The organism is Marinoscillum sp., from assembly GCF_040222955.1.
Classification (GTDB): Bacteria; Bacteroidota; Bacteroidia; order Cytophagales; family Cyclobacteriaceae; genus Marinoscillum.
In genome coordinates, this window is sequence record NZ_JAVKCA010000017.1 from 10,707 (window position 1) to 37,481 (window position 26,775).

At 44.5% G+C, this 26,775-nt stretch carries 24 protein-coding genes; 2 read left to right on the forward strand and 22 right to left on the reverse strand.

Annotated elements, in window-relative coordinates; genetic code table 11:
• Positions 1-20: 20 nt before the first annotated feature.
• The 15 genes from RIH33_RS14445 to RIH33_RS14515 all read right to left on the reverse strand — a co-directional run bounded on the left by RIH33_RS14445 (position 21) and on the right by RIH33_RS14515 (position 19,353).
• Entirely contained in the window at positions 21-3,977 is a 3,957-nt protein-coding gene (locus RIH33_RS14445; protein ID WP_406652267.1) for a T9SS type A sorting domain-containing protein, read from the reverse strand.
• Entirely contained in the window at positions 3,961-4,395 is a 435-nt protein-coding gene (locus RIH33_RS14450) for a hypothetical protein (protein WP_406652269.1), read from the reverse strand. The genes RIH33_RS14445 and RIH33_RS14450 overlap by 17 nt, the downstream gene beginning before the upstream one ends.
• Before the next feature lie 67 nt (positions 4,396-4,462).
• Positions 4,463-5,185, reverse strand: coding sequence for a hypothetical protein (locus tag RIH33_RS14455; RefSeq protein WP_406652270.1), 723 nt, complete (start codon positions 5,183-5,185; stop codon positions 4,463-4,465).
• A 153-nt stretch (positions 5,186-5,338) separates the two neighbouring features.
• Positions 5,339-6,280 carry a hypothetical protein gene (locus tag RIH33_RS14460; RefSeq protein WP_406652271.1) on the reverse strand — a complete coding sequence of 314 codons (942 nt, stop codon included), beginning with the start codon at positions 6,278-6,280 and terminating at the stop codon, positions 5,339-5,341.
• A gap of 26 nt (positions 6,281-6,306) precedes the next feature.
• Positions 6,307-7,140, reverse strand: coding sequence for a hypothetical protein (locus tag RIH33_RS14465; RefSeq protein ID WP_406652272.1), 834 nt, complete (start codon positions 7,138-7,140; stop codon positions 6,307-6,309).
• Between the two features lie 32 nt (positions 7,141-7,172).
• On the reverse strand, positions 7,173-8,600 hold the full coding sequence (locus tag RIH33_RS14470) for a SusD/RagB family nutrient-binding outer membrane lipoprotein (RefSeq protein WP_406652273.1): 1,428 nt from the start codon (positions 8,598-8,600) through the stop codon (positions 7,173-7,175).
• 3 nt (positions 8,601-8,603) lie between these two features.
• Positions 8,604-11,777 carry a SusC/RagA family TonB-linked outer membrane protein gene (locus RIH33_RS14475; RefSeq protein ID WP_406658521.1) on the reverse strand — a complete coding sequence of 1,058 codons (3,174 nt, stop codon included), beginning with the start codon at positions 11,775-11,777 and terminating at the stop codon, positions 8,604-8,606.
• 264 nt (positions 11,778-12,041) lie between these two features.
• Complete coding sequence (locus RIH33_RS14480) at positions 12,042-13,925, reverse strand: OmpA family protein (RefSeq protein ID WP_406652276.1); 1,884 nt, start codon at positions 13,923-13,925, stop codon at positions 12,042-12,044.
• Positions 13,925-14,548, reverse strand: coding sequence for a 7-carboxy-7-deazaguanine synthase QueE (locus tag RIH33_RS14485; RefSeq protein WP_406652277.1), 624 nt, complete (start codon positions 14,546-14,548; stop codon positions 13,925-13,927). Before RIH33_RS14485 ends, RIH33_RS14480 begins: the two co-directional genes overlap by 1 nt.
• Positions 14,529-15,401: a bifunctional 5,10-methylenetetrahydrofolate dehydrogenase/5,10-methenyltetrahydrofolate cyclohydrolase gene (locus RIH33_RS14490; RefSeq protein ID WP_406652278.1), complete on the reverse strand. Its 873-nt coding sequence runs from the start codon at positions 15,399-15,401 to the stop codon at positions 14,529-14,531. Before RIH33_RS14490 ends, RIH33_RS14485 begins: the two co-directional genes overlap by 20 nt.
• Before the next feature lie 16 nt (positions 15,402-15,417).
• Positions 15,418-17,208, reverse strand: coding sequence for a translation elongation factor 4 (lepA, locus tag RIH33_RS14495; protein WP_406652280.1), 1,791 nt, complete (start codon positions 17,206-17,208; stop codon positions 15,418-15,420).
• A gap of 74 nt (positions 17,209-17,282) precedes the next feature.
• A complete protein-coding gene (gene dtd, locus RIH33_RS14500) occupies positions 17,283-17,732 on the reverse strand; it encodes a D-aminoacyl-tRNA deacylase (RefSeq protein WP_406652281.1) in 450 nt (149 codons plus the stop codon).
• Positions 17,729-18,409: an oxidoreductase gene (locus RIH33_RS14505; protein ID WP_406652282.1), complete on the reverse strand. Its 681-nt coding sequence runs from the start codon at positions 18,407-18,409 to the stop codon at positions 17,729-17,731. Before RIH33_RS14505 ends, dtd begins: the two co-directional genes overlap by 4 nt.
• Positions 18,410-18,434: 25 nt before the next feature.
• On the reverse strand, positions 18,435-18,824 hold the full coding sequence (locus tag RIH33_RS14510; protein ID WP_406652283.1) for a YkvA family protein: 390 nt from the start codon (positions 18,822-18,824) through the stop codon (positions 18,435-18,437).
• Positions 18,825-18,831: 7 nt separating this feature from the next.
• Complete coding sequence (locus RIH33_RS14515) at positions 18,832-19,353, reverse strand: hypothetical protein (RefSeq protein WP_406652285.1); 522 nt, start codon at positions 19,351-19,353, stop codon at positions 18,832-18,834.
• Between the two features lie 55 nt (positions 19,354-19,408).
• On the opposite strand from RIH33_RS14515, the gene RIH33_RS14520 reads away from it, so the two are divergent.
• On the forward strand, positions 19,409-19,705 hold the full coding sequence (locus RIH33_RS14520) for a HesB/IscA family protein (RefSeq protein ID WP_406652287.1): 297 nt from the start codon (positions 19,409-19,411) through the stop codon (positions 19,703-19,705).
• 2 nt (positions 19,706-19,707) lie between these two features.
• On the opposite strand, the gene folB is transcribed toward RIH33_RS14520, so the two are convergent.
• The 3 genes from folB to RIH33_RS14535 are packed head-to-tail and all read right to left on the reverse strand — an operon-like array spanning position 19,708 to position 21,754.
• Entirely contained in the window at positions 19,708-20,058 is a 351-nt protein-coding gene (gene folB, locus RIH33_RS14525; RefSeq protein ID WP_406652288.1) for a dihydroneopterin aldolase, read from the reverse strand.
• A 2-nt stretch (positions 20,059-20,060) separates the two neighbouring features.
• Positions 20,061-20,831: a DivIVA domain-containing protein gene (locus RIH33_RS14530; RefSeq protein ID WP_406652289.1), complete on the reverse strand. Its 771-nt coding sequence runs from the start codon at positions 20,829-20,831 to the stop codon at positions 20,061-20,063.
• A gap of 11 nt (positions 20,832-20,842) precedes the next feature.
• Complete coding sequence (locus tag RIH33_RS14535; RefSeq protein WP_406652290.1) at positions 20,843-21,754, reverse strand: WD40 repeat domain-containing protein; 912 nt, start codon at positions 21,752-21,754, stop codon at positions 20,843-20,845.
• Positions 21,755-21,801: 47 nt separating this feature from the next.
• Between RIH33_RS14535 and RIH33_RS14540 the strand changes: the two genes are divergently transcribed.
• Positions 21,802-22,407 (forward strand): 4'-phosphopantetheinyl transferase family protein, encoded by a 606-nt coding sequence (locus RIH33_RS14540; RefSeq protein WP_406652291.1) that lies wholly within the window; start codon positions 21,802-21,804, stop codon positions 22,405-22,407.
• Between the two features lie 8 nt (positions 22,408-22,415).
• Here RIH33_RS14540 and RIH33_RS14545 read toward each other — a convergent pair whose 3' ends face one another.
• The 4 genes from RIH33_RS14545 to RIH33_RS14560 form a co-directional block, all read right to left on the reverse strand.
• Positions 22,416-23,270, reverse strand: coding sequence for a transglutaminase-like domain-containing protein (locus tag RIH33_RS14545; RefSeq protein WP_406652292.1), 855 nt, complete (start codon positions 23,268-23,270; stop codon positions 22,416-22,418).
• 73 nt (positions 23,271-23,343) lie between these two features.
• On the reverse strand, positions 23,344-24,972 hold the full coding sequence (locus RIH33_RS14550) for an acyl-CoA carboxylase subunit beta (protein ID WP_406652294.1): 1,629 nt from the start codon (positions 24,970-24,972) through the stop codon (positions 23,344-23,346).
• A 50-nt stretch (positions 24,973-25,022) separates the two neighbouring features.
• Complete coding sequence (locus tag RIH33_RS14555; protein WP_406652295.1) at positions 25,023-25,955, reverse strand: MlaD family protein; 933 nt, start codon at positions 25,953-25,955, stop codon at positions 25,023-25,025.
• Positions 25,956-25,972: 17 nt separating this feature from the next.
• Positions 25,973-26,755 carry an N-acetylmuramoyl-L-alanine amidase gene (locus RIH33_RS14560; protein WP_406652296.1) on the reverse strand — a complete coding sequence of 261 codons (783 nt, stop codon included), beginning with the start codon at positions 26,753-26,755 and terminating at the stop codon, positions 25,973-25,975.
• Positions 26,756-26,775: the final 20 nt, after the last annotated feature.

Below are 26,775 nucleotides of genomic sequence, written 5' to 3' on the forward strand. Positions count from 1 at the left end.
TACCTCAATAAAAACTCATTTCAGTCTTTACTCACTCTGATTGTCTGAACCAATCCGTCGCCAGAAACAACCCGCATGAGATATATTCCTGTCTTCAATCCTCTCATATCCAATTGATTGTCCTTAAAGGAAACGACTTTCACAGCTCCATCAAGTCCAAACAGTTCCACTTTGGCCAATGGTTTCTGTGATTGAATCGTCAGGAAGTCTGTGGTTGGATTAGGGAATACCGTAAGGGAGGATATTACATGATCAGCAGCAAGAATTTCTCCTTGAATAGCTATATCATCAATTGCCCAGCCCCAGGAATTGACCTGTGCATCAGACTGCAAACGAAATCTAAATACCACCTCGTCTCCAGCGCTGAAGTGATCCAAAAGATTGTATTCATGATCCACAAAGTAATCCTCTCTTCCGGTAAGCTTAGATTCAAATGCAGCTTCCCACTTGTCATTTGCACTAGCATCATACTTTGCAATGGTCTTCCATGAAATACCATCAAGGGACCCTTCCAATGTCACGAAATCAGCACCCGGTTCCACGATAGCCACGTCTTTGTAGCTGAAAGTAGCATCCGAACTCTTAACTTCAATAGGAATCAAAAGATTAAACACATTATTAGCATTGGCTTCATAGCTATGTGCAGAGTGAATGGCCTGAGATGGGAATCCTGTCACCTTCTTTATCTCCATTGAGCCTCTGAAATTGTCCTCATTTGTATCAAACCTATCCACATAAGACGACTGAGTAGTGGCAAAAACATAAGTAGAAAACTCAAATACATCCGTAGTATACGGAGCTGTTCCTTTAAAGGCTTTTACGGAAATCTCCAGGTCAGTTTCTGAGATAGGAGCTGTGAAAAGATTTTCTCCAAGATCAGGGCTAACCACTGATGAGGCATACGCTCCATTAATATAAAGCTGAGCTGAATCAAATTCGGATATGAAATTCACCGAAACCCCAATGTCATTTGACAGTCCAACAGAAACATCAGATATCGCAGGATAATAGGTTATAACCGGAACCTCTGGTAGTGTATAAGACCAGATCCCTCTTGAATGAGAAGCTATCACCAACTGATCTTCTTTCAGGTCAATCTCCCAAACAGATGCCCGAGGCATATTGCTGTCAAGCAGGTGCCAGGATGCTCCATTATCGGTAGATTCTATAATTCCAATCTCTGACCCAACCCATATGGTATTAGGATCGTGCGGCATAACCTGCAAATCATAAACTGCAACATCCGGAAACCCTGTACTTGTGCTCCCCCCAGAAAAACCAGAAATGTCCTCCCAGGTTTCACCAAGATCAGTTGATCGCACTACTTTAGGCGAATCAGCATAAGAGAACAGGACATAGACTGTCTTATAATCATGATAGCTCGTAGCGATCCCCGTTATCAAGCCTGTATTTAAACCATTATCAGGCACAGGAGAAAAGGATTCTCCCTTGTCCGTGGATAGAAATAACGAACCATTGTTGCTGATAGAGGCTCCTGCCCACATCACATCGGGAGTTGCATCAGATATTTCGATACTCATTAAGGAAGAGGTTGCCCAATCACTATGAGCAGTCATATCGATCAATTGCCACGACCCGGCAAAGTCCACCGACTTATAAACTCCACTTCCGGCGAGCGTAAACACCACGTCTGGTCGCTGAGGTGCGTTGCTAAATTGGCCAATGAAGGGCAATGCAGGATCACCTCCCAAGCCAACAGTGGCATTCAAAAACGTATTTCCACCATCAATAGACCTGCCTATACCAAGGTTTTGGCTAGTCACAATCAACTTATTGATATCAGTTGGGTGCCAGACGGCATCAAATCCATCTCCACCCCACGCTTCTACATATTCGGTGGTCTTTGATGCATCCTCACCTTCCGGGCTAAACCAGCTTCCGTTATCCTGCGCTCCTGCCACATAGCGATCAACACCAGGTGCCTTATCCGCTCCGTAAAACTGAGTCGTGTTCATCATGCTTCCAGCAAAATGCCAGGAATTCAGCGACACACCCGGATTAGCTGAGACATTGGAAGCATATGAAGCTCCATCATTGACATTAACGATCTGCCACTCCTTGGCTTCTGCATCATGTATAACAGCCACCAGGTTGTGGTGATCCGGGTGAACATTGCTATTCTTCCCGTCAACTCTGCCATATGGGTCTGCGGCGCTCACCACATCATATTGGCCACTTACTACCGTTCCCCAGTTGATTCTGAAGGCTGACTCAGGAAGGTTATCAGGATCCCAGGTGGCACCCTCAACCAAATACGGCCAAATGAAAAACAAATCATTATCCACATGCCCGCCTGTCTGAGCTATGGCATCAGAAGGAGTTTCTGAATATGTCCTTGAATTGATATACAAATATTCTCTTGAGTGGCTGTTACTCGCATCATTTTCGCCACCATCGGTATTGTTATGAATCAAATTAAAAATACCATCACGTTGTTGATCCCGAAAGGCCACCATTAATTGTCTTTCCGGTGAGGCATCCACATCCCAAACTTCAAATGGGACATCTACATAATCCTGATAGGTATATTCAGCATCACCAACACCCGAACCTCTACCACTTGGCACCAAAAACCTGTGTGCCTTCTGCGACTTCCCCGGGCCAAACCTCACTTCTACAGAAGTAAATTCATCAGACGGGGCTGAACCAAGCGCCAGAGTTCCTCCATCGAGTTCTGCGTTAAAATTGACCCGTGCCATGAAAGCTTCAGTACCTCCGGTCTCAGTACCCAAAAAAGTGGGATCACTTTCTCCAACCCCTGCGGCAACATCCACTGTGTATTTATAAATACCAATTCCTCCTACATAAAACTCGTTAAGGTTGAATGGGTGGGCCAGGACGGTGTTATCATACCAGCCTTGTCCTCCTAACACGTCAACAGTGTTAGCTGGATCCGTAATCAAGGTCCAGTTATTACCAGAGTCGTTTGAATAATAAATATCCGCTTCCTGTGAAGCATCCAATCCTCCTACCACAGAAGCGTACAATCTGGTTGGATCTACTGGAGAAACCGCCAATTCTACTCTGGAGCTAGGGCTCATTCCGTTCGAAATTAATGACCAGGTATCCCCAGCATCTGATGAACCTAAAACTCCTACTCCACTCTGGCCGGCGTATTGTATATTGAAATCATTTGGAGAGGCTACAATCTGCTCAATAGCCCCATTCTGTGCATTAAAAACAGAATTCCAGGACAAACCACCATCCGTAGACTTCATAATGTTTGAGGTGTATGATCCCCAAAAATTGGGTGCAGTACTTGCCAACACAATATCTGGATTGTTTGGATCTACTATTACCCGGGTAACCGACTGCCATAACGCATTTCCGGCTGTGGATGCAAGATGTGTCCAGGTTTCGCCGGCATCCAGTGATTTAAAGATTCCATCTCCATTGATATTGGTGTATGCAGATGCTATATACTCTCCTGTCCCGGCATAAATCACATTCGGCTGGCTCTCACAGTATGCCAGGCTAGTGACTGCCAAAGTAGGGAAGTTAGGAGACTTATCAGTCCATGAAGCGCCACCATCTGTGGTTTTCCATACACCCCCTCCGGATGATCCTACAAGCCATGTTAAATGCGTCTCATCCTGAGGCAGGACAATCAAACCGCGAGCTCGACCCGGAACGTTTGATGGTCCACGCTCTATGATATTCACAGGAACCGATCTGCTTTTTGAGGAATTAGCAAGAGAAAGTGACTTAACCAACTCCTTCTGAAGGTACCCTGGCTTATAATTAACGCCCCCTTCTCTAAAAGTAAGTTGTTGACGTATTTTAAATCTCTCTTCGGGAAGCATTAAATGTTTCCTCTCAAATCCGGAAACCTCCTCGTTCACGACTGTATCATCATGGGACATCTTTTGACCCCCTTGATTCATCCAATACACCGTGCACAGCAACACCAGCAATGCTGCTACTGCGGAAATTGAACTTCTATTTTTTATCTTCATCGTTTGGATTATTTTTTTGTTTTTTATCACCGGTCAATACATCAATCTCAAAAGTCACTAGACCATTGTTCTCAGGAGTAGCTAATCCGGCCTTCTCTTTGATGAGAATTGTGGAAACTCCAGACCATTTAAGGTAATCTCCCCGAAAACCTGAGTTGTAAATCGCTTCCGGCTTCTTTGTTAAGCGTACAACCACAAATGTGGTGGAAGGTGAATACCCCTTTTCCTCAAACGTGGAAAGCAGAACGAATGAACTATCTGAATTATATTGGGTATCGAAATCACTTGCATTTAAGGATTCCTGTGCGATAGCCAATAAATCATTATCTACTGATTTGTCTGGATATCTGGAGCTACAATTCCACAGCAACACTGAAAGGCCAATAAGAACCAATATAATGAACGTCCCATTCTTCATAATTCCATTCAATAACAAATTAAACATTTTACTGAAAGAAGGCAATAAACAAACCCTTCAACAAGCGTTAACCTTCATTTAAAAATTTTAAAATCAAGTTTAAATGCGCAACATTCTTGGTTGAAAGCCCTTCTGATTTGACAAAACTAACAAGGGCCTCTTCTTCACTCTCAGAAAGACCCAAACTGCTCACAAACTTTTTTCTATTTCCGATGGTAGGGTAAACAATCCCGTCTCTAAGGAAATAGTATTCTTTAGCTGATTCATATCTATCCTGTTTGGACCCAGCATCCAATGCCTTAACATAGTTGGCCTCATAGATTTTAATAAAATTTCGCTCCACAAGGCTCCAATTCTCCCCTGAAGAAACACCTCTCAACAAGCCTATTATCGGTGTCTGATCGACATATCTATATTCATTTGGGTTAATGTATCTTATCGCACTATCACTTAACACGGCTATGTCAACGTATTGAATCTTCTCAATGCTGAAGGTCCTCACTCTATTCTTGTCCTTGACATCCACATTATTGTTCAGCAGATTCACTCTCAGAATTAGATTGCCTGTTTGAACACCATTTTTGAGTGTAAGTTTTCCTGACTTCCAATCCTCAAACAAATAGACATTTCCAACAGGATCGTAATTGGTGAAATCAACAACGGAAACCATTCCGCCGATTTCAGTATTCATGTCAAGGCCACTAGCATCATTCCCTCCAAGGGTGGCTTGAGCTCTAACCAGGGTTGTAAGGCAAATAAATGTGATCAGGGTAAGTAAATATCTTTTCATAGAACAAGTTAGTTTTTAGTTGTATAACAACATTCTAGCGCTAACAACCTTAACTAAAGTCACTGTATGAGTATATTAAATAAAACAAAAGCCATCTCGGAACGAGACGGCTTTTGTTCATTTCAAATAATTATTTGAGTAGCATCAAATCTACTACTTCACTCCCGCAGGAAGATCCATTTTTTGAACAGCTACATCTCCGTATGAAGTATCATCTGCATCAAACAGTTCATACTCTCCATCGGTCACGGTAATGTACCCAACCAAATAAAGTGAAGAACCATCATCATCAGAATGCAGCTGATCATCTACCAAAACGGTAGTCTGAGAAGCTACAGAACCATCATTGTTGTATCTGGTAAGCTGAAGTGATACAGGTATATCAACAGCAAACTCACCAAGGTCCACACTACCATACAGGTTCGTTGTTACCCAATAATGTCCATCAGCCCAGTCCAACTCACCTTCCTCAGGACATGAACCTGTTGCCATAGAAAAATCCGGATGATAAGCAGAAAAATCCTCTACTAGAAACAACACATCCACATCAAAAGAACTACAGAATGACTCACCAACAGCAGTTTCGTCATCGTTGTCCCAAACCGCAGTTAGCGTAACTGTTTCTAAGGGAGCAAAATCAGGCGAGTTGTTGACCGTAATAGCCACTGTTGTTGGAGTAATGCTAGCATTAGCTGTACGTGAGTCACCAATTTGGATCATGACCATCTCGGTCTCCTCTCTGGTATCATCATCAGCATAAAGCGTAACATAAGCCGTTCCTGTAGTTGACCCAGCAGGAATGTACACTCTTCCATTGCTATTATCGATATCAAAATCGTCATGCTCAGAAGCAGTAGTTCCCTCTGCAACTGTCACATAAATAGCCACATCCACTATCTGCGCTTCACTCATCGTCACAGTCCACGCAAAAGTCGTGTCCTGCTCATCAATAGTGATCGAGCTTGGTGCCGAAACCGAAATAGTCGGACTAGTCGGTACCAGTGAAGAGTGTCCGGTAAAGTCCTCATCATCACAAGATGTGAAGCCGAAACTCACCACTACTAAAATCAGTAATAATCTATATATCTTATTCATAGTTAATTTCATTTAAAGATTCAAGATCAATTAGGAGTCAGAACTTCCGTATACACTCGGTTACCAGAGCCAAACTCAATCGTATAGGAGTAAGTAATCACACCAGTATTCGCGTCAACAGATCCTGTAACTTCAGCACCATCGCCTTCACCCCATACACCATTGCTATAGAAATCTCCCAATGTTTGCATAGGAATATAAAGCTGACCACATACGTCATTGAACAACATAGGTGCCTCACCTGTTGGGGTAGCCAAAACTCCTTTAGCCCAAGATCCACTTCTGCTAGAAACATAGCTTCCAGGTCCAAGTTCTGTGATTACTACAGGAAATGAATAAGAAGCTCCATCATCTCTCTGACCAGTCATGGAGTATGATCCTGCCAGGTCAGACAAACACTGAACTGTAAGGCTCACTCTGTTTGCCGCCTGAGCCAAAACACGTCCGTCAGTCATTGTCATCTCGGTATAAAACCCGATAACATCACCGATAGCCAGATCAGTAGCTGTGGCACTGAAGCCCTCCATAAAGTCACCTATAGAAGCATAACTCACTTCTATTGGATAGGTAGAGGCGGTAGTGATTTCCACTATCTCAGTTCCATATGACTTATAAACAGTCATTGACTGTACATCAGAAGCATTTGGCGAAGAGACAGTAACAGCATAATCCAACATTGCTGTCACGAAAACTACCTCACCAGTTTCTGTAGGGTTTCCTAACAAAGCGCCGCCAGAACCTCCAATTGTGGTAAGGGCAGCCTCTTTAGCATCCGCAGTAACCAAATCTTCAGACTCATTACATGAGATTGCAAAAAGACCAAGGGTTAGGATGGCTATGTATATATTTATTTTTTTCATGATAATTTCAATTTAATGTTAATTGACAATTATTAATTATCCCACCAAACTTTGGTAGTCAATACATCTGCACCTTGACTTGCCACCGCTGCATCATAGCTAGCTTTATTGGTAGTCTGCTCAGAAGCAGGGTAAGAGTACCTTGTAGGAATTTGAGATAGTACAGCATCAATAGCTGGAGACAACGCAGGCTGACCTGTTCTTCTCCATTCTGTCCATGCTTCTACTCCCTGAGCAAAGAGGGATATCCACTTTTGTGTTCCAATCAACTCAGCTGAAGCAGCCGCGCTGTATGACACACCTGACTGGGACAAGTAAGCATCCACACCAGAAGTGATACCATTCTCTTCCATAGAAGCTCTGATACCCGCATTGTAGAAAGTAGCAGGATCTCCGCTTATGTAGTTAGAAGCTGCAGCCTCAGCTAGCAAGAATTGCAGTTCAGCATATGACATAAACATACCTGGCAACTCAGGGTTCAAATAGAACTCACCAATACCAGAAACGTTCTCATAATTGAACTCTTCACTAGGTACATCCTGAATTCCGTTTGGCTTACCTCTGTAGTTTCCATCTGCATTCTCAGCAGCCATCACTTCCAGACGAGGATCACTAAATCCTTCAAGGGTCTGCACTAAAAGCTCAGAAACTTTCCACTCTAATCTGCTACCATAATCAATGGTCTCATAGAATGGGTGAGCATTCGGCTGAGCCGCCAGATAAGCGATTGCCGCATTGTCTGCATTTGAAGTAAATATTGGGCGCGCTACTGTAGCCTGCAAATCTGCAGACACATCACGAACACCAGAAATCCTCATTAGACATCTGATTTTCAATGAATTAGCGAACTTTCTCCACTTGGCTACATCTCCACCATACATTAAATCGGTTGCTGAATTCAGTGACCCGTTACCTCCAGCGATCAGTGCATTCGCTCTATCGAGCTTCGCCAGGATGCTATCGTAAACCACAGATTGTTCGTCATATGCAGGAGCGAAGATACCCTCAGTAGCACGGATGGCTTCTGTATTAGGTATATCTCCATACAAATCAGTAAGTAAAGAATACCCCCAAGCTTGCAGCGTCAGTGCTACTCCCTTAGAAATATCATTACCTTCTCCTGTTGCCAAAATCTCCATGGATCTAGCATCAGATATCACTGTTTCGTAGATGTTATCCCAAGTCGACTCAATTACCGACTGTCTTGGAACGTATCGCTCTTCGTCGTTGTACTGAACTTTAGTCCAAAGCTGAGCCCAAGTTGAACCCATATCCCCACCTACAAACGTGCTATGCAAGTTGTTGGCAGCATTCCTAATGATATCTGCTGTCAGAAGATCAGAAGGAACAGTGGTAGGATTGTTAGGATCCTGATTCAATTCCTCGAATCCCTTATCACAACTCGTTGCAAAAAGGACGAAGAAAATTCCCGTAAATAAATATTTTATAGACTTCATCATCGATTAAAGTTTAAAGTTGATATTGAAACCCATGCTTCTTGCTGATGGCAACTGACCAAATTCCTGGCCCTGCTGTGCATCAGAGTTGCTAAATCCACTTTCTGGATCTATGTGTGGCACTTTAGAGTACAACAAAGCAAGGTTTCTTCCTACTAATGCAACGTTTACATCTTTGAAAGGAACATTGGTAAACCACTGACTTGGAAGTTTCCAGTTCAAGGTCACTTGTCTCAATTTGATATAAGAAGCATCAAAAACAGATCCTTCAGCAACACCGTTGCTAAATGCTGCTTTATTGTATGTTTCAGCAGTTACTACAATGTTATTTGGCACATAGATAGGGTTACCATCTGTGTCAGTACCTGATTGCATCACACCTTTACCTACTATACCTTCTTCTCTTCCTTTCAAAGTTTCCGCAAGAACACCTGCGTATCTACCCCAGGTAGTAGTCATAGTATAAATATCACCACCCCATTTGGCATCAAACAAACTGCTCAAAGAAAGACCTTTGTAACGCAAGTTCACTGCAATACCGCCAGTCCAATCTGGCTGAATGTCTCCCAATACTCGGTATGTAGGATCGATTTGTGGTCTACCATTTACGTGAACGATGTTACCATCCTCATCTTTAAGGTACCCAGGGCCAAAAAGCACACCATATGGATGTCCCTCTCTAGCCTGCAAATCCACATTCCACTGACCTCCTAATACAATAGCACCTTCATCACCGTCAATGTTATTAACAGTAATAACGTCGTTATTGTAAGTAGCAAAGTTTAGGTTCAAGCCAGCTGAGAAATCTTTGGTATCTACAATAGTAGCACCCAACTGGAGCTCAATACCCTTATTCTCAATCAAACCAATGTTATCAAATGCTGCCTGATAACCACTGGTTGGAGAAACCTCAACCTCAACGATCAAATCTTCAGAAGTCTGGTCGTAGTACGTTGCATCCAAGGAAATTCTTCCATCGAAAAACTTAGCAGCCAAACCAATCTCAATTCCTGTAGTTGTTTCAGGTTTGATGTTTGGGTTGTTCAATGTTGCAGGATTGTATGCCAACGAAACAGATCCATAAGGAGTTGTTCGGAAGCTATAAAGCTGCTGTAGTTCGTATGGGTCAAGTCCTCCTGAACTACCCACTTTAGACCAACCAGCACGTACTTTCAAATAAGGAAGTGCATTGGAATAAATATCCAACATGTCAGTCAGAACAAAGCTCAATGAAGCCGATGGATAGAAGTATGAGTTATCAGCCTTTGGAAGTACTGACCACCAGTCATTTCTACCAGAAATATCCAAGAACACAAAGTCTCTAAACGAAAGCTGAGCTGTACCCAACAAACTATTGATTTTCTCTGCTTCAAACGTATTAATCAAAGTAGGAGTACTACCTGACTTCAAGTTAGAAACGTTATACAATCCTGGAAGCTCCAATGCAGGAACACCAACATAATGTCTTGTATATTCCTGAATCATATTGTTACCACCTACGCTCACAGCCACACCGAAATCTCCGAATGTTTTGTTAGCTGTAACCATGTAGAAATGGTTGATCTCTGTGAATCTTCTCACCTGATCTGAGTAGAAACCATCTGATGCTGAGTTAGTACCAATAGCCTTAATGTTGCTATTTCTCATATCCCAGTTATCAATACCAGTTCTTACATAAGCACTCAACCAGTCATTGAACTGATAAGCAAGCTTAACGTTACCGATCAAACGATCTTTGTCGTAACCCTGCAAGTTGACATCCTGTCCCCAGTACGGGTTATTCTGGAATACTGTATTCCAGTTCAAAGGAGTACCTGCTGCTGCTGTTCCTTCTGGTGACAATGGTAGATTTTTGTAATCCTTCAACGCTGGAAGATCCACGTTTCTACCAGACCAGATCATCTGCTGAACCGGGTTATCATTGGTATAACCAATAGAAGCAAGGTTATCTGCGTGCTCCTTGATATAGTTAGCAGAGAAAGAAGCCTCAAGTCCTTCCAGCAATCTCAAGCTGGCAGAAGAGTTGATGTTCCATCTGTTAAAATCAGTATTAGGCACCATACCTGTCTGATTCATATTAGTAGCCGAAAGTCTGAAAGCATTGTCTCCATCACTTCCAGCAATTGCCACGTTATTACTCAACTGAACACCAGTTTCGTAAAAATCCTTAATGTTATTTGGATAGGACTTCCAGGGGCTTGGGCTTGATGTGGTTCCATCATCCTTATAATCACTCCACTGAACGAATTCTAATCCTACATCCAAAGGAGCACCCCAGCTTTCATCAACACCGTCACCATATCCACTTTGTCCGTTAACAAACTCAAAGTAAGTATTGCTGGCTCCCTGACCGTAAGAGTTCTGGAAGTCCTGCAATCTTAGAGGAGTCTGGAACATGGTAGAAGAGTTGACAGAAACGCCTAGACCTTTCTTGCCTTTTCCTGTTTTAGTAGTCACGAGGATTACACCATTGGCACCTCTGTTACCATAAAGTGCAGCCGCTACCGGGCCTTTCAGCACAGAGATAGACTCTACGTCATCAGGGTTAAGCGAAGCAGCACCGTTTGGCAAATCATAACCACCACCATTACCGGCAGTACCAAAGTTAGAGTTGTCAATCGGCACACCATCCACTACGAATAGAGGCTGGTTGCTACCACTGATAGTAGAGGCTCCACGAAGTACCACTCGAGAAGAAGCTCCCGGAGTACCACTAGAACTAGTCACCTGCACACCAGCTACCTGCCCTGATAGGGAGTTAACGATGTTGGTTTCTCTCGCCTGGGTAAGGCCATCACCTTTTACATCCTGAACTGCATATGTAAGTGACTTCTCCTGACGCTCAATACCCAAAGCCGTTACAACGACTTCAGTCAATTGCTGAACATCAGAGCTCATCCCTACATCGATAACAGATCTAGCGCCAATTTCAACTTCTTTTGGCTCAAGACCTACAAATGAAAACACTAACGTTCCGCCCTCTTCTGGAACGCTCAAACGGTAGTTACCATCTAAATCACTGGTAGTACCTGTCGTTGTTCCTTTCAGCACAACGTTTACACCTGGAATGCCGCTACCATCCTCTGCGGAGGTAACGGTTCCAGATACTGTCCTTTGCGCCAATGCGCTGAACGCAAAGACGAAAGTCAACATGAAACTGAGTAGTAGAATCCTCTTCATATTATACTGTTTTAAATTGTACATTATGTTTCAACTACTAAATTTATAACAATTTGATCGTAATCAGCAAAAAGGGAAAAACTAAAGTGATTAGGAGAAAACCCCTCTATTTATTGCGAAAAGGCCTTTTTACACTATAAAAAATTACAATTCTACTATAGATTTCAATAAGGCGAAATAATCATCTCTAATTGGATTATTTTCATAATTTAAATTCTGAGAAAAAAAATAAAAAAAATGTTAAAAAATGTAACCTCTCAAAAATCACCTATTCGAAATCACTCTAAAAGTGATCCGTCGATTTAAATCCCGACCATTTTGGGTACTGTTGTCGGCAATCGGCTGGCTACTCCCGTAACCCTTAGAAAACATTCTGGACTCATTCACACCTTTAGACTGCAGATAATCATACACTGTACGAGCTCGCTTTTCAGATAATGACAGGTTGTAGGCCTCACTACCTACCCCATCTGTATGCCCCTGAATCTCGAAGGTTAAACCTTTGTTAAGTTTTAGGTACTCCACGATTTCATTGAGTTCCGACCGGGATTTGGGATTTAATAGGTGTTCATTAAACTCAAAATAGATATTTTCCAGAGTAAGAGAGACCCCTGCTTCGATTGGATGTAGTAAGATATCCAGGGTATCTGGCCTTAAAGCGGTAGAACTTTGGGCTTCAAACCTCAAGTCTTCAAACAAATAGTCCTTCTTCCTGATAAAGACGCCATATTCCTTGCCTTCTGACAATACCAGAAAGTATCGTCCTGAAATGGAGTCAGAATTAACCCAATAAGTGTCTGTGGTGTCATTCAAGTTGGACATTCTCATCCGGGCACCTAATGGCACCCCCGTGATCGCATCCTGAACCCGGCCTGTCACATAGCTCGCTTTCTTTTTCACCAGAGAATCAAAGGGTACTTTGAATTTCACAATGTTAGTAGAGCTGGTCACACCTGACTCGGTCTTCTCGATGGCATAATAACCAAACGTCCCCGAAGCATTAATAAACAAGGAGAGTTCATCATTTACGGTATTGATCGGGTAACCCAGATTAGTCGGGAGCGACCATTGCCCATTTGCTTTTTCAGAAAAGAAGAGATCAAATCCTCCCAACCCAGGGTAGCCCTGTGTAGAGAAAAAAAGCAAATCATTGTTAACATGTATAAAAGGAGTGGTCTCGTCATAAGCTGTATTGACGGGTTTTCCGAGGTTAACAGGCTCACTCCAGCCGGTTTCTGAGAGTCGGGAACTCCAAATGTCACGTTTGCCAACTCCCCCGGGTCTGTTTGATGCAAAATAGAGCACTCGCCCATCGGCACTAAGTGACGGTTGAGAATCCCAATACCTGGAATTAATCGCAGCACCCAGGTTTTCCGGCTTTGTCCATTTATTCCCTTGTCTATAAGTCACATAAAGGTCACAACTGCCAAAGGAGGATCTTCCTTCACAAGAAGTGAAGATCAATGTGCTTCCGTCAGCAGAAATGGTGCAGGCTCCCTCATTAAAAGGAGAATTGATCTCCCGAGAGATAGACTGAGAGGGTATCCATTCATCATTGATCCTGACACTCACGACCAGGTCCTCATCAGCGGACGGATTATCGGCATCTCTCTTGGTGTAGATAATGGTGCGTTCATCCACTGTAAGCACCGGAAAATACTGCAACCGATAGGCATTGATTGCAGGGGGTAGCTCCTCAATCTCCAGAGGCCCGGCTTCCTGCACTGACTTCACGGCGAAGGCGATGCTTTCAGCCAGTAAAGGATTCGGATCAGATACGTGGGCAATGGCCTCCTGTGCTTTAGTGTAGTTACCAACTTCGAAGTTTAATCCGGCAATACGATCCCATAGCCTATCATCTATTTGATCTGCCGGTAGTATTTCAGTGAGCAGGTTGTAATATAGGGCTGCTGAGTCTGGTTGCAGGTAGACACTATAAATAGTGGCTAGCCGCCGATAGGCCTTGTCATAAAGCGGATCCACCGCAATGGCTTTCTTTAGTAGGACCTTGGCCTCACTGAAATCTCTGGATTTGGCCGCCTCCTCCGCTTTCTCTGTGAGTTTGACTGCACGCTTATTGTAAGGCTGACTAAAACCGACGGTTATAAGAAGTAAACAACAAACAGCAAAAAGGAGTCTTGGGGTCATTATGGGATGTCCAGATACTTATGTGTCTGTAAAGATATCCTCCATTTAGGGTTTTTCTTTACATAATCCACGATAAGCGGCATCATGACATCCTTCTTTGACCATTCAGGCTGTAGAAAAAGCCTGGTGTTTGGGTTGCACTTTTCTGCATGGCCTTCAGCCCAGGCAAAATCGGATTTGTTATAGACGATGACTTTCAATTCATCTGATTTCTCATAAAACTCGGGCAAAGGGGCCATAAATTTCTTCGGGGAAAAACAAAGCCAATCCCAATCTCCCGATAATGGATGAGCTCCGGAGGTCTCGATGTGAGTTTTCAATCCTGCATCATGTAGCAGATTAGTAAAATCATCCAGATCATACATGAGTGGTTCCCCTCCCGTTATCACCACGATCTCAGAACCGGCAGCTTTGGCATCATCAGCCATCTGAGCCAAGGAAACTTTTGGGTGAGCATCTGCGTCCCATGATTCTTTCACATCACACCAAACACATCCGACATCACATCCGCCAAGGCGGATAAAATAAGCCGCGCTGCCCGTATGATAGCCCTCACCTTGTATGGTGAGGAAGCACTCCATCAAGGGAAGGTCGGTCACCACCTTATCCGTGCTGGTCCTCATAAGCTTTCATGGTATTCAAAAGTAAAGAAGCAATGGTCATGGGCCCCACGCCTCCTGGTACGGGTGTAATGAATGAACATTTCTCGGATACCGTGTCGAACTCTACATCACCAGCCAACCTAAAGCCTGTCTTTCTCGACTTATCTTCTATCCGGGTAGTCCCTACATCCACCACCACGGCTCCTTCTTTCACCATGTCTGCTGTGACCAGACCGGGTTTACCCACCCCCACGATGAGGATATCCGCCAGTTTGGTATGGCTGGACAGGTCTTTAGTGTATTTGTGACAAAGGGTTACCGTGGCCTTTCCATCTTCGGTCATCATCATACCCAGAGGAGCTCCCACCAATCGGCTGGCTCCCACAATGACACAATGTTTGCCTTCGGTTTCTATGTTATACCTCCTGAGCAATTCCACCACCCCAAAAGGTGTTGCGGGCATGATGAGCTGGTGTTTGGAAACAATGCTCCCAAAGTTCTGATTGGTGAATCCATCTACATCTTTCTCGGGCTTTACACTTTCGGTGACACGCTCCACGGAGATATGCTCCGGAAGTGGTATCTGCACTATAAAACCATCAATGTCTTCATCGGCATTGAGGTTTTCCACATGCTTTATCAATTTATCCTCAGAGATGGTGCTGGCAAAATGCATGAGGGTAAAATCAAACCCCACAGACTTGCATGCCGCTATTTTACCATTCACATAGGTATGGCTGGCACCATCATCGCCTACAATAATAATGGCCAGATTGGGAACTCGCTTTCCCTTTGATTTCAAATCCTGTACCCGGGCCGAAATCTCGTTCTTGATGTCACCGGCAACTTTCTTGCCGTCTAATAATGTAGGCATTATGATTCTATTTTGATTAGCTATCTAGTTTAAGGACTGCCATGAAAGCCTCCTGAGGAATCTCTACGTTCCCCACCTGTCGCATACGTTTCTTCCCCTTTTTCTGCTTTTCCAGGAGTTTACGCTTACGCGAAATATCACCTCCGTAACACTTGGCCAATACGTTCTTTCTCATTGCTTTCACAGATTCCCTGGCAATAATCTTAGTGCCGATCGAAGCCTGCACTGCAATTTCAAACATCTGACGAGGGATCAACTCCTTCAGCTTTTCACAAAGTCTCTTTCCCCATTCGTAGGCTTTATCTCTATGAACAATCGCAGAGAGGGCATCCACTTTCTCCCCATTCAGCATGATATCCAGCTTCACCATATTGGACTGTCTGTATCCTATCAGCTCATAATCGAGCGAGGCATAGCCTCGAGAAATGGTCTTTAGTCTGTCAAAAAAGTCGAAAACGATCTCTGCCAATGGTAGCTCAAAAGTCAATTCTACTCTATCACTTGTCAGGTAGACCTGATTTTTGATCTCGCCGCGCTTGTCCATACATAACCCGATGACCGGCCCGATAAATTCTGACTTGGTAATGATCTGTGCACGTATATAAGGCTCCTCCACATGAGAAACATAGTTGGGCTCAGGTAGTTCTGAGGGTGCATTGACTTTCAATACAGCGCCATCTGGCATAACCGCGTGAAATTGCACAGAAGGTACCGTGGTGATCACGGTCATGTCAAATTCTCGTTCCAGACGCTCCTGCACAATCTCCATATGCAGCATCCCCAGGAAACCACACCTGAATCCAAACCCAAGGGCCATGGAAGTCTCGGGCTCCCAAACCAGAGAGGCATCATTCAGCTGGAGCTTTTCCATAGAGGCTCTTAGCTCCTCAAATTCCGTGGTATCCACCGGGTAAATCCCAGCAAAAACCATTGGCTTCACATCTTCAAACCCCTTCACCGTACGCTGGGTAGGACGACTCACATGTGTGATGGTATCTCCTACTTTCACTTCTTTGGCCACTTTAATGCCTGAGATGAGGTAGCCCACATTACCAGCTGAAATGGAGTTCTTTGCTTCGTGGGTAAGTCGGAGTACACCTATTTCATCAGCTTCATAGGTTTTGCCTGTATTGACAAACTTCACATGATCCCCTTTATTCAGGGTACCGTTGAAAACTCTGAAGAAAACTTCTATCCCACGATATGTATTGAAAACCGAATCAAAAATCATGGCCTGTAGTGGCTCTTCAGTATCGCCGGTAGGGGCCGGAATCCGCTCCACTATGGCATGTAATATTTCTTGTATTCCTATGCCTTCTTTGGCGCTGGCATGGATGATATCCTCTCTGTTACAACCAATCAAATCAATAATCTGATCGGAAACTTCCTCCACCATGGCACCCGGGAGATCTATTTTGTTAAGCACTGGAATCACCTCCAGGTCATTTTCAAGGGCCAGGTAAAGGTTTGAAATGGTCTGAGCCTCTATGCCCTGGGCAGCATCTACCACCAGCAGGGCACCCTCACAGGCTGCAATAGACCGGGAAACTTCATAAGAAAAATCCACGTGACCAGGTGTGTCTATAAGATTGAGGGTGTATTGATTGCCTTCATACGGAAAATACATCTGTATTGCGTGGCTCTTGATGGTGATCCCTCGCTCGCGCTCCAGGTCCATGTCATCGAGTAACTGCGCTTGCATGTCTCTTGCAGAGACAGTCTCAGTGGACTGTATGAGTCGATCGGCCAGGGTGCTTTTACCATGATCGATGTGCGCAATGATGCAGAAATTCCTAATGTGCTTCATATCCAATTAAAAGTCTGCAAAGGTAGTATAAAGATGAGTCAATAGTAATGCTAATGCAAAAGGATTCTCGGGGGCTATTGTTTGTTTTTGGTGTCAATAATAATGGTTACCGGGCCGTCATTGACGAGGCTCACCTGCATATCTGCACCAAACTCACCAGTAAGCACCGGTGGGCCAAGCACTCTCATTTTTTTCACAAAAGCTTCGTAGAGCGGAATGGCAATTTCGGGCGAGGCTGCCCGGATGTATGAAGGTCGGTTTCCCTTTTTCGTCAGTGCATGTAGGGTGAACTGACTCACGACCAAAACTTCTCCACCAATATCCAAAAGACTAAGATTCATTTTCCCTTCTTCATCAGAAAAGATTCTCAGGTTGGCCACCTTTCTGGTGAGCCAGTCAATATCCTCTGTGGTGTCGGCCCCCTCAATCCCCAGCAAAATCAGCAGCCCAACGCCTATCCGGGAGGCCTCTATGTCTGAAATGGTAACCGACGCCTCTGAAACCCGCTGAATAACGGCAATCAAAGTCCCTGTGTATTTACAATTTTGAACATGTCATTGGAACTGTATACCCTGATTCCTTCCTTTCCTTCTGAAGCCACAATGTGCATGGCTTTGGCCACATCTGAGGCATTGATAGACCACAGGCCGCGCTTCAGCCCTACCATGAAGAAAGAGAATATTTTGGAAATACCCTTTGCAATTTCCTCTGCCAGCCTAAAGTGATCACGCTCTCCCAGCAACAGTGATGGCCTGAAGATCTTCAACCCCTTCAGGTGGAGTTGTTTGAGTCCTTCCTCCAGTTGCCCCTTTACCTCATTGTAAAACAGTGGGGAATCCGCATTTGATCCCGCAGCTGTTACCACCAGATACTGTCTGAACTCCGGGGCTTTCTGTGCGATCTCTGCCAGCATCAATGGATACTCTAAATCCACCTTCTTAAAGTTTTCCTTGGATCCGGCCAACTTGATGGTGGTACCCAGCAGGCAATAGTAGTCCTCGACTGCAAGCTGAGCGCTAATAGAATTCATCTCTGAAAAATCAGGAAGAACAATAACCTCTACCCTGGGATCGTCTATTTCAAGCGGCCGGCGGGATAGGACCTTAATTTTACTGTAGTAAGTTTTGGTGAGCATATGATCCAGCAAGTGCTTTCCTACCAGTCCAGTAGCTCCTACGATTAGTGCGGTGTGTGTAGACATTACTCGGTTCGTTTATGGTGAAAAATCAGCCAGTTGTTTCTTCCCAAGACCTGAATCTCCCTATATCTTCAGCCAGGTTTCTGAAAATAAAATAGATCAGTGAAATATCGTCTGTCAACCCCAATGCCGGAATAAAATCAGGAATTAGGTCAATAGGTGTAATAAAATAAATGAGGCCAAATACAAGAGTCAGGATAGTGGAGGTGGAAAAAGCGGAATACTTGCCATTGAAATGGGCCCGGATCATCCTCACCAGTACCTGTATCTGATAAATGAATGTGGATCGCTCCTCTGAGTCAGAGTTGATCTTATCCATTTTTGCTTTCACTTCAGTGAGCAGAGACTTTACCTTCTCATTTTGAGTGACTGTCTCTTTGGCTTTATTGTAAATCCTATCCAGCTTCGTAGTGCCCATACTTATTTCAGAAAAGTTCTTTTATTTCATTTTTAATAAACGAGAGTGCGCCCCTGATGGTGTCCTGCTGGTTGCGCATATTTTTCTCAAACACCATTTTTGCCAAATCTAGACTGGTGGCCGAGTCTTCCAGCTCGTTGGCAGACTCATTGATGAGGGAAATCAACTGCTCAATGGCACCCGTGACATAAATCCAGGCTTCCTCGGAAATATAGACCTGCTGAGAAAGGTTGTGACTAAACTCACTCCTAATCTCGCTAACCAGCGCCCCCTGAAGTTGTTTAGCACTCAAGTCCTTTTCATTCAGACGAGGAATGATGTGATTAGGTGAAATCCGCTCCAGTAAGAGGCAGATTCGCTCATAGGCCTGCAGCCGGATGGGCAAGACCACCTCCTGATTTTTGTGCCTGAGACTCAGGTGTAATTCATCCAGTTGTTTGTTCATAAATGACCTCACAATCAGATAAGCAGTATACAAAATGAGTAATCCAGGTATTGTAATTTTCAACAGGTCGTAAACCATCTCCATTTTCTAAGTGTTAGCGCTTAAGTAAAGATCAAAAATAAGTATTTTCTTTGGCGAAATGAATGAGCCCGTACACATAACCCCGAAAGCACAAAAAGAAATCAAGCATATCATGGCCAACAAAAATATTCCCGAAGGCTACGGCCTGAGAGTGGGGGTGAAAGGCGGCGGTTGCGGGGTGACATTCGTGCTCGGTTTTGATAAAAAGAAGGAGAATGATCAGGCTTATGACATTGACGGGATTCCAGTGTTCATTCAAAAGCGCGAAATGATGTTTTTACTTGGGAAAGAAGTGGATTTTTATGACGGTGCAGATGCCCGCGGATTTGTGTTTATCACCCCTTCACCCGTGTAAGATCACCCTTCCAGGGTTACCATAGCCCTATGGCATAAGCCCTTAATCGGGGGATTGTATTTACTCACCTTTACCTGCACTTTGATTACTTTCGGAAAAGCGTCTTTCAGTTTTCTGATCATTTTACCGGCCAGGTGCTCCAGCAGCATGGCATCTATACTCATCACCTCGGCCACTACTTCATAGACTTTCTCATAGTTGACTGTGCCCTCCAACTTATCTTCACTGGCGGCTTCCGCAAAGTCCACTTCCAGTTGCACGTCTACACTGTATTTATTGCCAATTTTGCGCTCCTCCTCGTAGTAGCCGTGGCGCGCATAAAACTCCATGCCTTCCAGTGAAACCCATCCCATCCTTACTCCTCCAGATCATCAAAAAATGAACCTCCCCCTGATTGGGTCTTTACAGGTTCTGTAGGCTTCTTCGCCGCGGGAGGTGCTGATGCAGGCTTGGGTGCAGGGCGGTGAGATCGCGTGTTGTTGAGGTCCGGCTGCTTCAGGGGTGTCATTTTTACCGGTTTCACCTCCAGTTTCTCTTTGTTGATCCAGGCTTCAGATTCGCGGACCAACGCTTTTACTTTCTTGGTATGGTCCTCCATCTTGAAAGGCGCCTGTTGCTTGGTCGTCCTATTGATCCTGTCATGGATATCTTCCGCAAAATTCTTCAACTCCGCCATGATGTTGTCACGGTGATTCTCCAACGCCCGATAGTTCTGCTCCAGGTCCTTGATGGCGTCCTGCATCTCCTCTATCATCTGTCGGGCTTCCATTTCAGACTTCTCTATCAGATTTTTAGCCTTAGCCTTGGCTTCACTCATCATGGCCTCAGCGTTCATCTGGGTCTCCTTGAGGTGAAGTTCCGAGGCCTTATTGGCCTGATCTATCAGGTTGGCACCTGTGTCTTCTGCAGTTTTCAATGTCTTGAAAAGCGAGCTCTCCACCTCGCGCAACTTTCTTACTTCCTTCTCGGCCTGATCAAGCTTGATTTTGAGTTCTTTGTTGTCATCCAAAACCCGCTCCCATTCATTCGAAAGAGAAAGCAAAAAGGCACTGACTTCATCTTTGTCGTACCCACGAAGCTTCTTTTCGAAGTTTTTCTGCCTTATCTCTATCGGCGTGATTTTCATATGCTACTAAATTAATGTTCTGAAAGAACTTCCCAAACCGAAATCGTGCGATCGTCGCTACAAGATACTAACCAATTGCGATAATTCATCCAAAGGAGCTTATTCACGGAGGTAGCATGCCCGGCATGCCGAGCTTTGTCTATCACCTTGAGCAGTTTGAATTCGGTCGCATCCCACACCTTGATAGACTTATCCATGCTACAGGTCACAAAGTACTTTCCTGATCCGCCAAACTCTATGTGATTGATGGCATACATGTGGCCGACGACCTCCTCCACCATCTGATAGTCATTGTCTAAATCCCACAGTTTGAACCGCGCATCCCTGCTTGCACTCATCAGTACAGGCAACTGGGGGTGATAACGAACCGAAAACACGGAAATCTCATGCGCTTTAAACTCCTTTTTCAGGTTTAAAGATTCCGTATCAAAAATTCTGATGTGGTGGTCGCTAAATCCTACTGCCATCTCCTTTCTTTCCTCAGATACCGCTATGCTCCTGGCGCTCTCCACACTGAGCTTCTCTGAAGCCATAATTTGCAGGTTCCAGTCAATTTTAAACACCTCACCTTCGCCTGTCGCTACAAAAATAGCCTCCGACGTGGTTTGTATATCAAAAATGGCTTTGGAAGTAAGCGCCAAAGATCCAATCTCCTTTTTTGTATTCACATCCACCAGATGTATTCCGCTGAAGTTCTGCCCGACCACCAAAACATCTCTCTCCTTATTGTATGATATGCCGTAAACGCTGGCCGGCACCTTCACGATCATCTTCCCGGTATCCGGAGATTTCAGGTCCCACAAAACCACCATACCATCCCCACCAGCAGAGAAAAAAGCAGAATCGGTATAAGCACACAAGGTGTACAGGCTATCCTTGTGCCCCGTTAAAGTATGCTGCTTTTTTACTTGAATTGAACTCATAATCAATAAATTGAGGTAAAATTAACCATAGGTGATCAGAATAGACTATGCCATTGTTATTATCTAAACCAATCAGCCCATATTCTGCCTACGCAGTGTGGAACATACAAGAAACCAATCAGGTTCTTTTGGGATTGATTAAAGAAGACGTACCGAAAGGGCTGAACCCAACAAGACTGGCTGAATGGATAGTCGGGAGGATTCTCATCCAAAACCTATGTGCTCAGTTTGCCCTAAAGTACCGGGGCCTCACACCCAATGAATCCGGCAAGCCCTTTCTGATCGGTTCTTCTGCTGAAATTTCCATTTCGCATTCATTTCCCATGGCTGCAGCCATGATTCACCTACACAATCCTTGCGGGATAGATCTGGAGCGTGCCCGCAACAAGCTGGTCAAAATTCAGGATAAGTTCGTCAACGAGCGAGAGATTGCATACAGAGATAACCTCCAAAAACTATGTGCCATCTGGTGTGGCAAAGAAGTGCTTTATAAAATCTACGGTCGCAAAAAGCTGAGCATGAGGGATGAAACCTTCATTGAGTTTGAGACGGACAGCGTGATGAACGGGATCATCCAAAAGGATCAGATTGAGCTGCATTACAGAATCCACTATGAAGCTGTGCGGGATTATTTCCTGGCCTATAGTCTTTAAAAAATCACCTAAGCAAATCCGATGTTCTTGTCATCCAGTTTAGTCAAAACTGTTTTGATTTCATCACTCTTGTGGTAATCGCCCAGTTTCTCAAATGAGACGATGAGGTTCCGCAGGCACCTCAGCACGATATCGATATTGGGGCAGGGATCGTAGAAAATCTCCTGAGGAGGGATGTCCAGGTGATCCAGGTAGTTGTCAATATCCTCTTTAGAGAAGATCAGGCCTTTGTTGAATACATTGATGTAAAAATCAGAATGCTGGCTGCGATAAGTAAGAATAAAAAGGTTGGGGAGATTCACTCCGTAGATAGGTAAATCCAGCTTGCGTGCTATGAGCAGATATACTGCGCAGAGCGATATTGGATTTCCTTTCTTCGATTCCAGCACTGCGTTCACCATGCTATTGGCGGGCGAATGGAAGTTCTTGGTATTCGCCCTGAATTTAAATCGATTGAACAAAACGCTGTTCATCACCCTTACCTGATCAAAAGGGTTGAGGTCCTCTCTGAATTCCCGCCAAACTTCTACATAAAGCTGATGCACCTGCTGACGAAGTTCCTCCAGGTCCAGATCGGGGTACTGATAGGTAGCGACCAGCCACAATCCTTCCAGTAAATCATCTTCTCTGTTCGCCTTCCAATCCTCCAGGCGCTCCTGAAAAAGCTCAAACTGTAAAGTATGGATCAGGTCTTCTATGCGGCGTTGAATAAGCGGATTAAAGTTGGTTTCCCACTCCTGTTCCAACAAGGGTATCACACCCGTGCCAATTTCCATTAGCTTTTTCTCTACATGGGAGATGATCTCCTCATCGTCATCCTCCAGTAAAGTTACCAGTGCTTTAAGTTCGCTTTCCTTGATCAATTGTTTCTAAAAATAGGATTATAAAAGACGAAATTAATAATTCTTACTACATGAAACAGGCAATTTCCACACCTTAAGTTTGAATAACCCCCACGTTCATGGGTTTTTCTATTTTGGCGTGATCCGCCGCGGCAATTCCAGTGGAAATCACCCGGCGAGTTTCCAGCGGGTCAATGATGCCATCCACCCAAAGCTGAGATGCAGCATAATAAGGACTTAGCTTGGCTTCATAAGAATCCGTGATCTCATCCAGCATGGTCTGCTGATCTTCGTCGGAAATCACCTTTCCTTTGGCCTTCATCGCTGAAACTTTTATTTGCAGTAAGGTTTTGGCAGCTGATTTACCACTCATCACGGCTATCTGGGCATTTGGCCAGGCATATATGAGTCGTGGATCAAAGGCTTTGCCACACATGGCATAATTTCCGGCGCCATAAGACGAACCCAGAATGATGCTAAACTTTGGCACCACGGAGTTAGATACGGCATTCACCATCTTCGCTCCATCCTTGATGATACCCCCGTGCTCAGATCTGCTGCCCACCATGAATCCATTTACATCATGCAGAAATACCAACGGAATTTTTCGCTGGTTACAGTTCATGATAAACCGTGCGGCTTTATCGGCAGAGTCACTGTAGATTACTCCACCCATTTGCATCTCACCCTTCTTGGTCTTGACCACTGTACGCTGATTGGCCACAATACCCACACTCCAGCCATCTATGCGACCGTACCCACAGAGTATGGTCTTGCCGTAGAGTTCCTTGTACTGTTCGAATTCCGAATCATCCACCAGTCGCTTGATGATCTCCAGCATATCATAGGGAGTGTTCCGGTCATTCGGAAATAGGCCATAAATTTCTTTGGGGTCTTCTTTGGGTGGCTTAGGCTCCGCACGGTTAAAACCAGCCTTTTCGAAATGCCCAATCCGATCAAAAATATTCCGAATGGCCTGGAGGCACTCTTTATCACCAGGGTATTTGTTGTCTGTAACACCGGATATCTCGCAGTGGGTGGTGGCCCCTCCCAGTGTTTCATTGTCCACATCCTCGCCAACAGCAGCTTTTACGAGGTAGCTCCCTGCCAGAAAGATCGATCCGGTTTTGTCTACGATCATTGCCTCATCCGACATGATCGGGAGATAAGCCCCTCCAGCCACACAGCTACCCATGATAGCCGCTACCTGGATGATCCCTTCAGAAGACATTCGTGCATTATTTCTAAACTGTCTGCCAAAATGCTCCTTATCGGGGAATATCTCATCCTGCATAGGCAAAAACACGCCGGCACTGTCTACCAGATAGATGATTGGAAGCCTGTTCTCTATGGCTATTTCCTGAGCCCTCAGGTTCTTTTTGGCAGTCATGGGAAACCACGCTCCGGCTTTCACGGTGGCATCATTGGCCACAATCACACACTGCCTGCCAGAGACTACCCCCAGTCCAGTGACCACTCCAGCGGATGGGCAACCACCCCATTCTTCATACATCCCATCGGCTGTGAAAGCGCCCACTTCGAGGAAAGTATCCATGGAATCCACCAAAAGGTCAATACGCTCCCGGGCTGATAATTTTCCTTTCTGATGCAGCTTCTCTATTTTCCCTTCGCCCCCACCAAAATGTACTTTTTTGAGTCTTCGGTGTAGTTCAGAAACCAGCTGTTTATTTAAATCTTCGTTTTTGTTGAATTTAATATCCATAAAGATGAATTGGGGTGTTAGGGATAATTAAAAAGGGGTGATCAAACCCCCTATTTCATGTCTTCCATCACTTTCTTATGACTCTTGCCCAGAGGTGAAAAGAAGTGCTTGGGGTACTGATCCATATGAAGGATTAATTTGTCCAGATCGGTCATGGTCCGGTTAATGTTGTTATACAATGAATCATCACTGATCAGCTTTCCGAGTGTGCCATCCTCGCTTTTGAGTTCATTAATGGTCACATTCAGGTTATCCACTGCCCCACGAATAGAAGCCAGCGTCTGGTTAATTTCAAGGTTACTCAATGAGTCCAATACACCGCCCGTTTTCACCAGAATCGGGTCTATCTTATCCAGCTTACTATTCAAAGTCTGAATAAGTACCGCTGTTCGGGTCATGATCAGTGCCAGTTCCGCCTGGTTCTCGGAGATAATCTCATTCACACTCACTGTGGTCTTGCGTACCTCCTCTATCGTAGCATTGATTTTTTCTCCGCTTCCCTTCAGCCCAATAAGGATTTCGTTCACTCTGGTGATAGTGGTGTTCAGGTTGCTGGCTACAGGCTCCGCACTGGCCAGGATTTCATTAAGCCCTTTGTCTACATAAGAAGTGAGGGTATCTCCGGGTTCTATAGGGTTATCCAGCGGTCCCACAGTGAGCACGATGCCTTTACTCCCAAGAAAATCGGTATTCATCAAGGATGCCACAGTGGAATCTCCCAGGGTGATGGTTTCGTCAATATCCAACTCCACCAAAATAAGGTTGCCCTGATTTTGCAGTAGTCTGATTCGACTGACCCGCCCCACTGTAAGTCCATTGATAATGACGGGGTTGGACTTATTGAGTCCATCCACATTATCGTAGACCGCATAGTATTTATGCGTGGGCGAGAAGAAATCTATCCCTTTTAGAAAATTGAAACCATAATATAAAAGCACACCTGTGACAAGCGCTATGAGACCTACTTTAAATTCTTTTGACATGCTAAGGCATTAGTTTATTAGTTCATGGACTCTAGTTCCATTTTATAATCACGGAAGGCTCTGTAAATACCGGATGCAATGTAAACCTGATTGAGTGGATCATTAAGCTCCTTCTCTTCTTTTTCATTACTAAGATACCCTACCTCCACCAAAACACTAGGCATCGCGGTATTCCAAAGCACCCATAGACTGGATTGTTTTACTCCCCGGCTTTTCCTGCCGACCCTGGTCTTAAACTGATCTTCTATCAGGCCGGCCAGCCTAAGGCTCCGCTCCTGAAAGGCTGACTGAGTCAGTGAAAAAAGAATATACGAGTCTGGTGACTCAGGGTTGAATCCATCATATTTTGTCTCGTAGTTGTCCTCCAGCAGGATTACAGAGTTCTCACGCTTGGCTACCTCGAAATTCCCAGCGGTATTCTGGACACCCATTACGTAGGTCTCAGTGCCATAAATACTTGGGTTGGACACCCAGTTGGCGTGAATGGAAATGAAGAGGTCCACATCCTTTTTATTGGCCAGATTGGACCGCTCATGTAGTTTTGGGAAACTATCATCTGTACGGGTAAAAATCACCTCCACATCCGGGAGATTATCATTAATAACACGCCCTACTTCCAGCGCAATTTTAAGCGCAATGTCCTTTTCTTTCGAAATGCTACCATGTGTACCCGGATCTTTCCCTCCATGTCCGGGATCTATCACAATCTTCCTTACTTTGTACTTGGTAATACCTACGGTATTAAAGGAGCCCAGCACCAGCAGTATGGAAATGCCAAATGGAATTACAATATTTCTCATGCCTACTCGGTTATATCTTA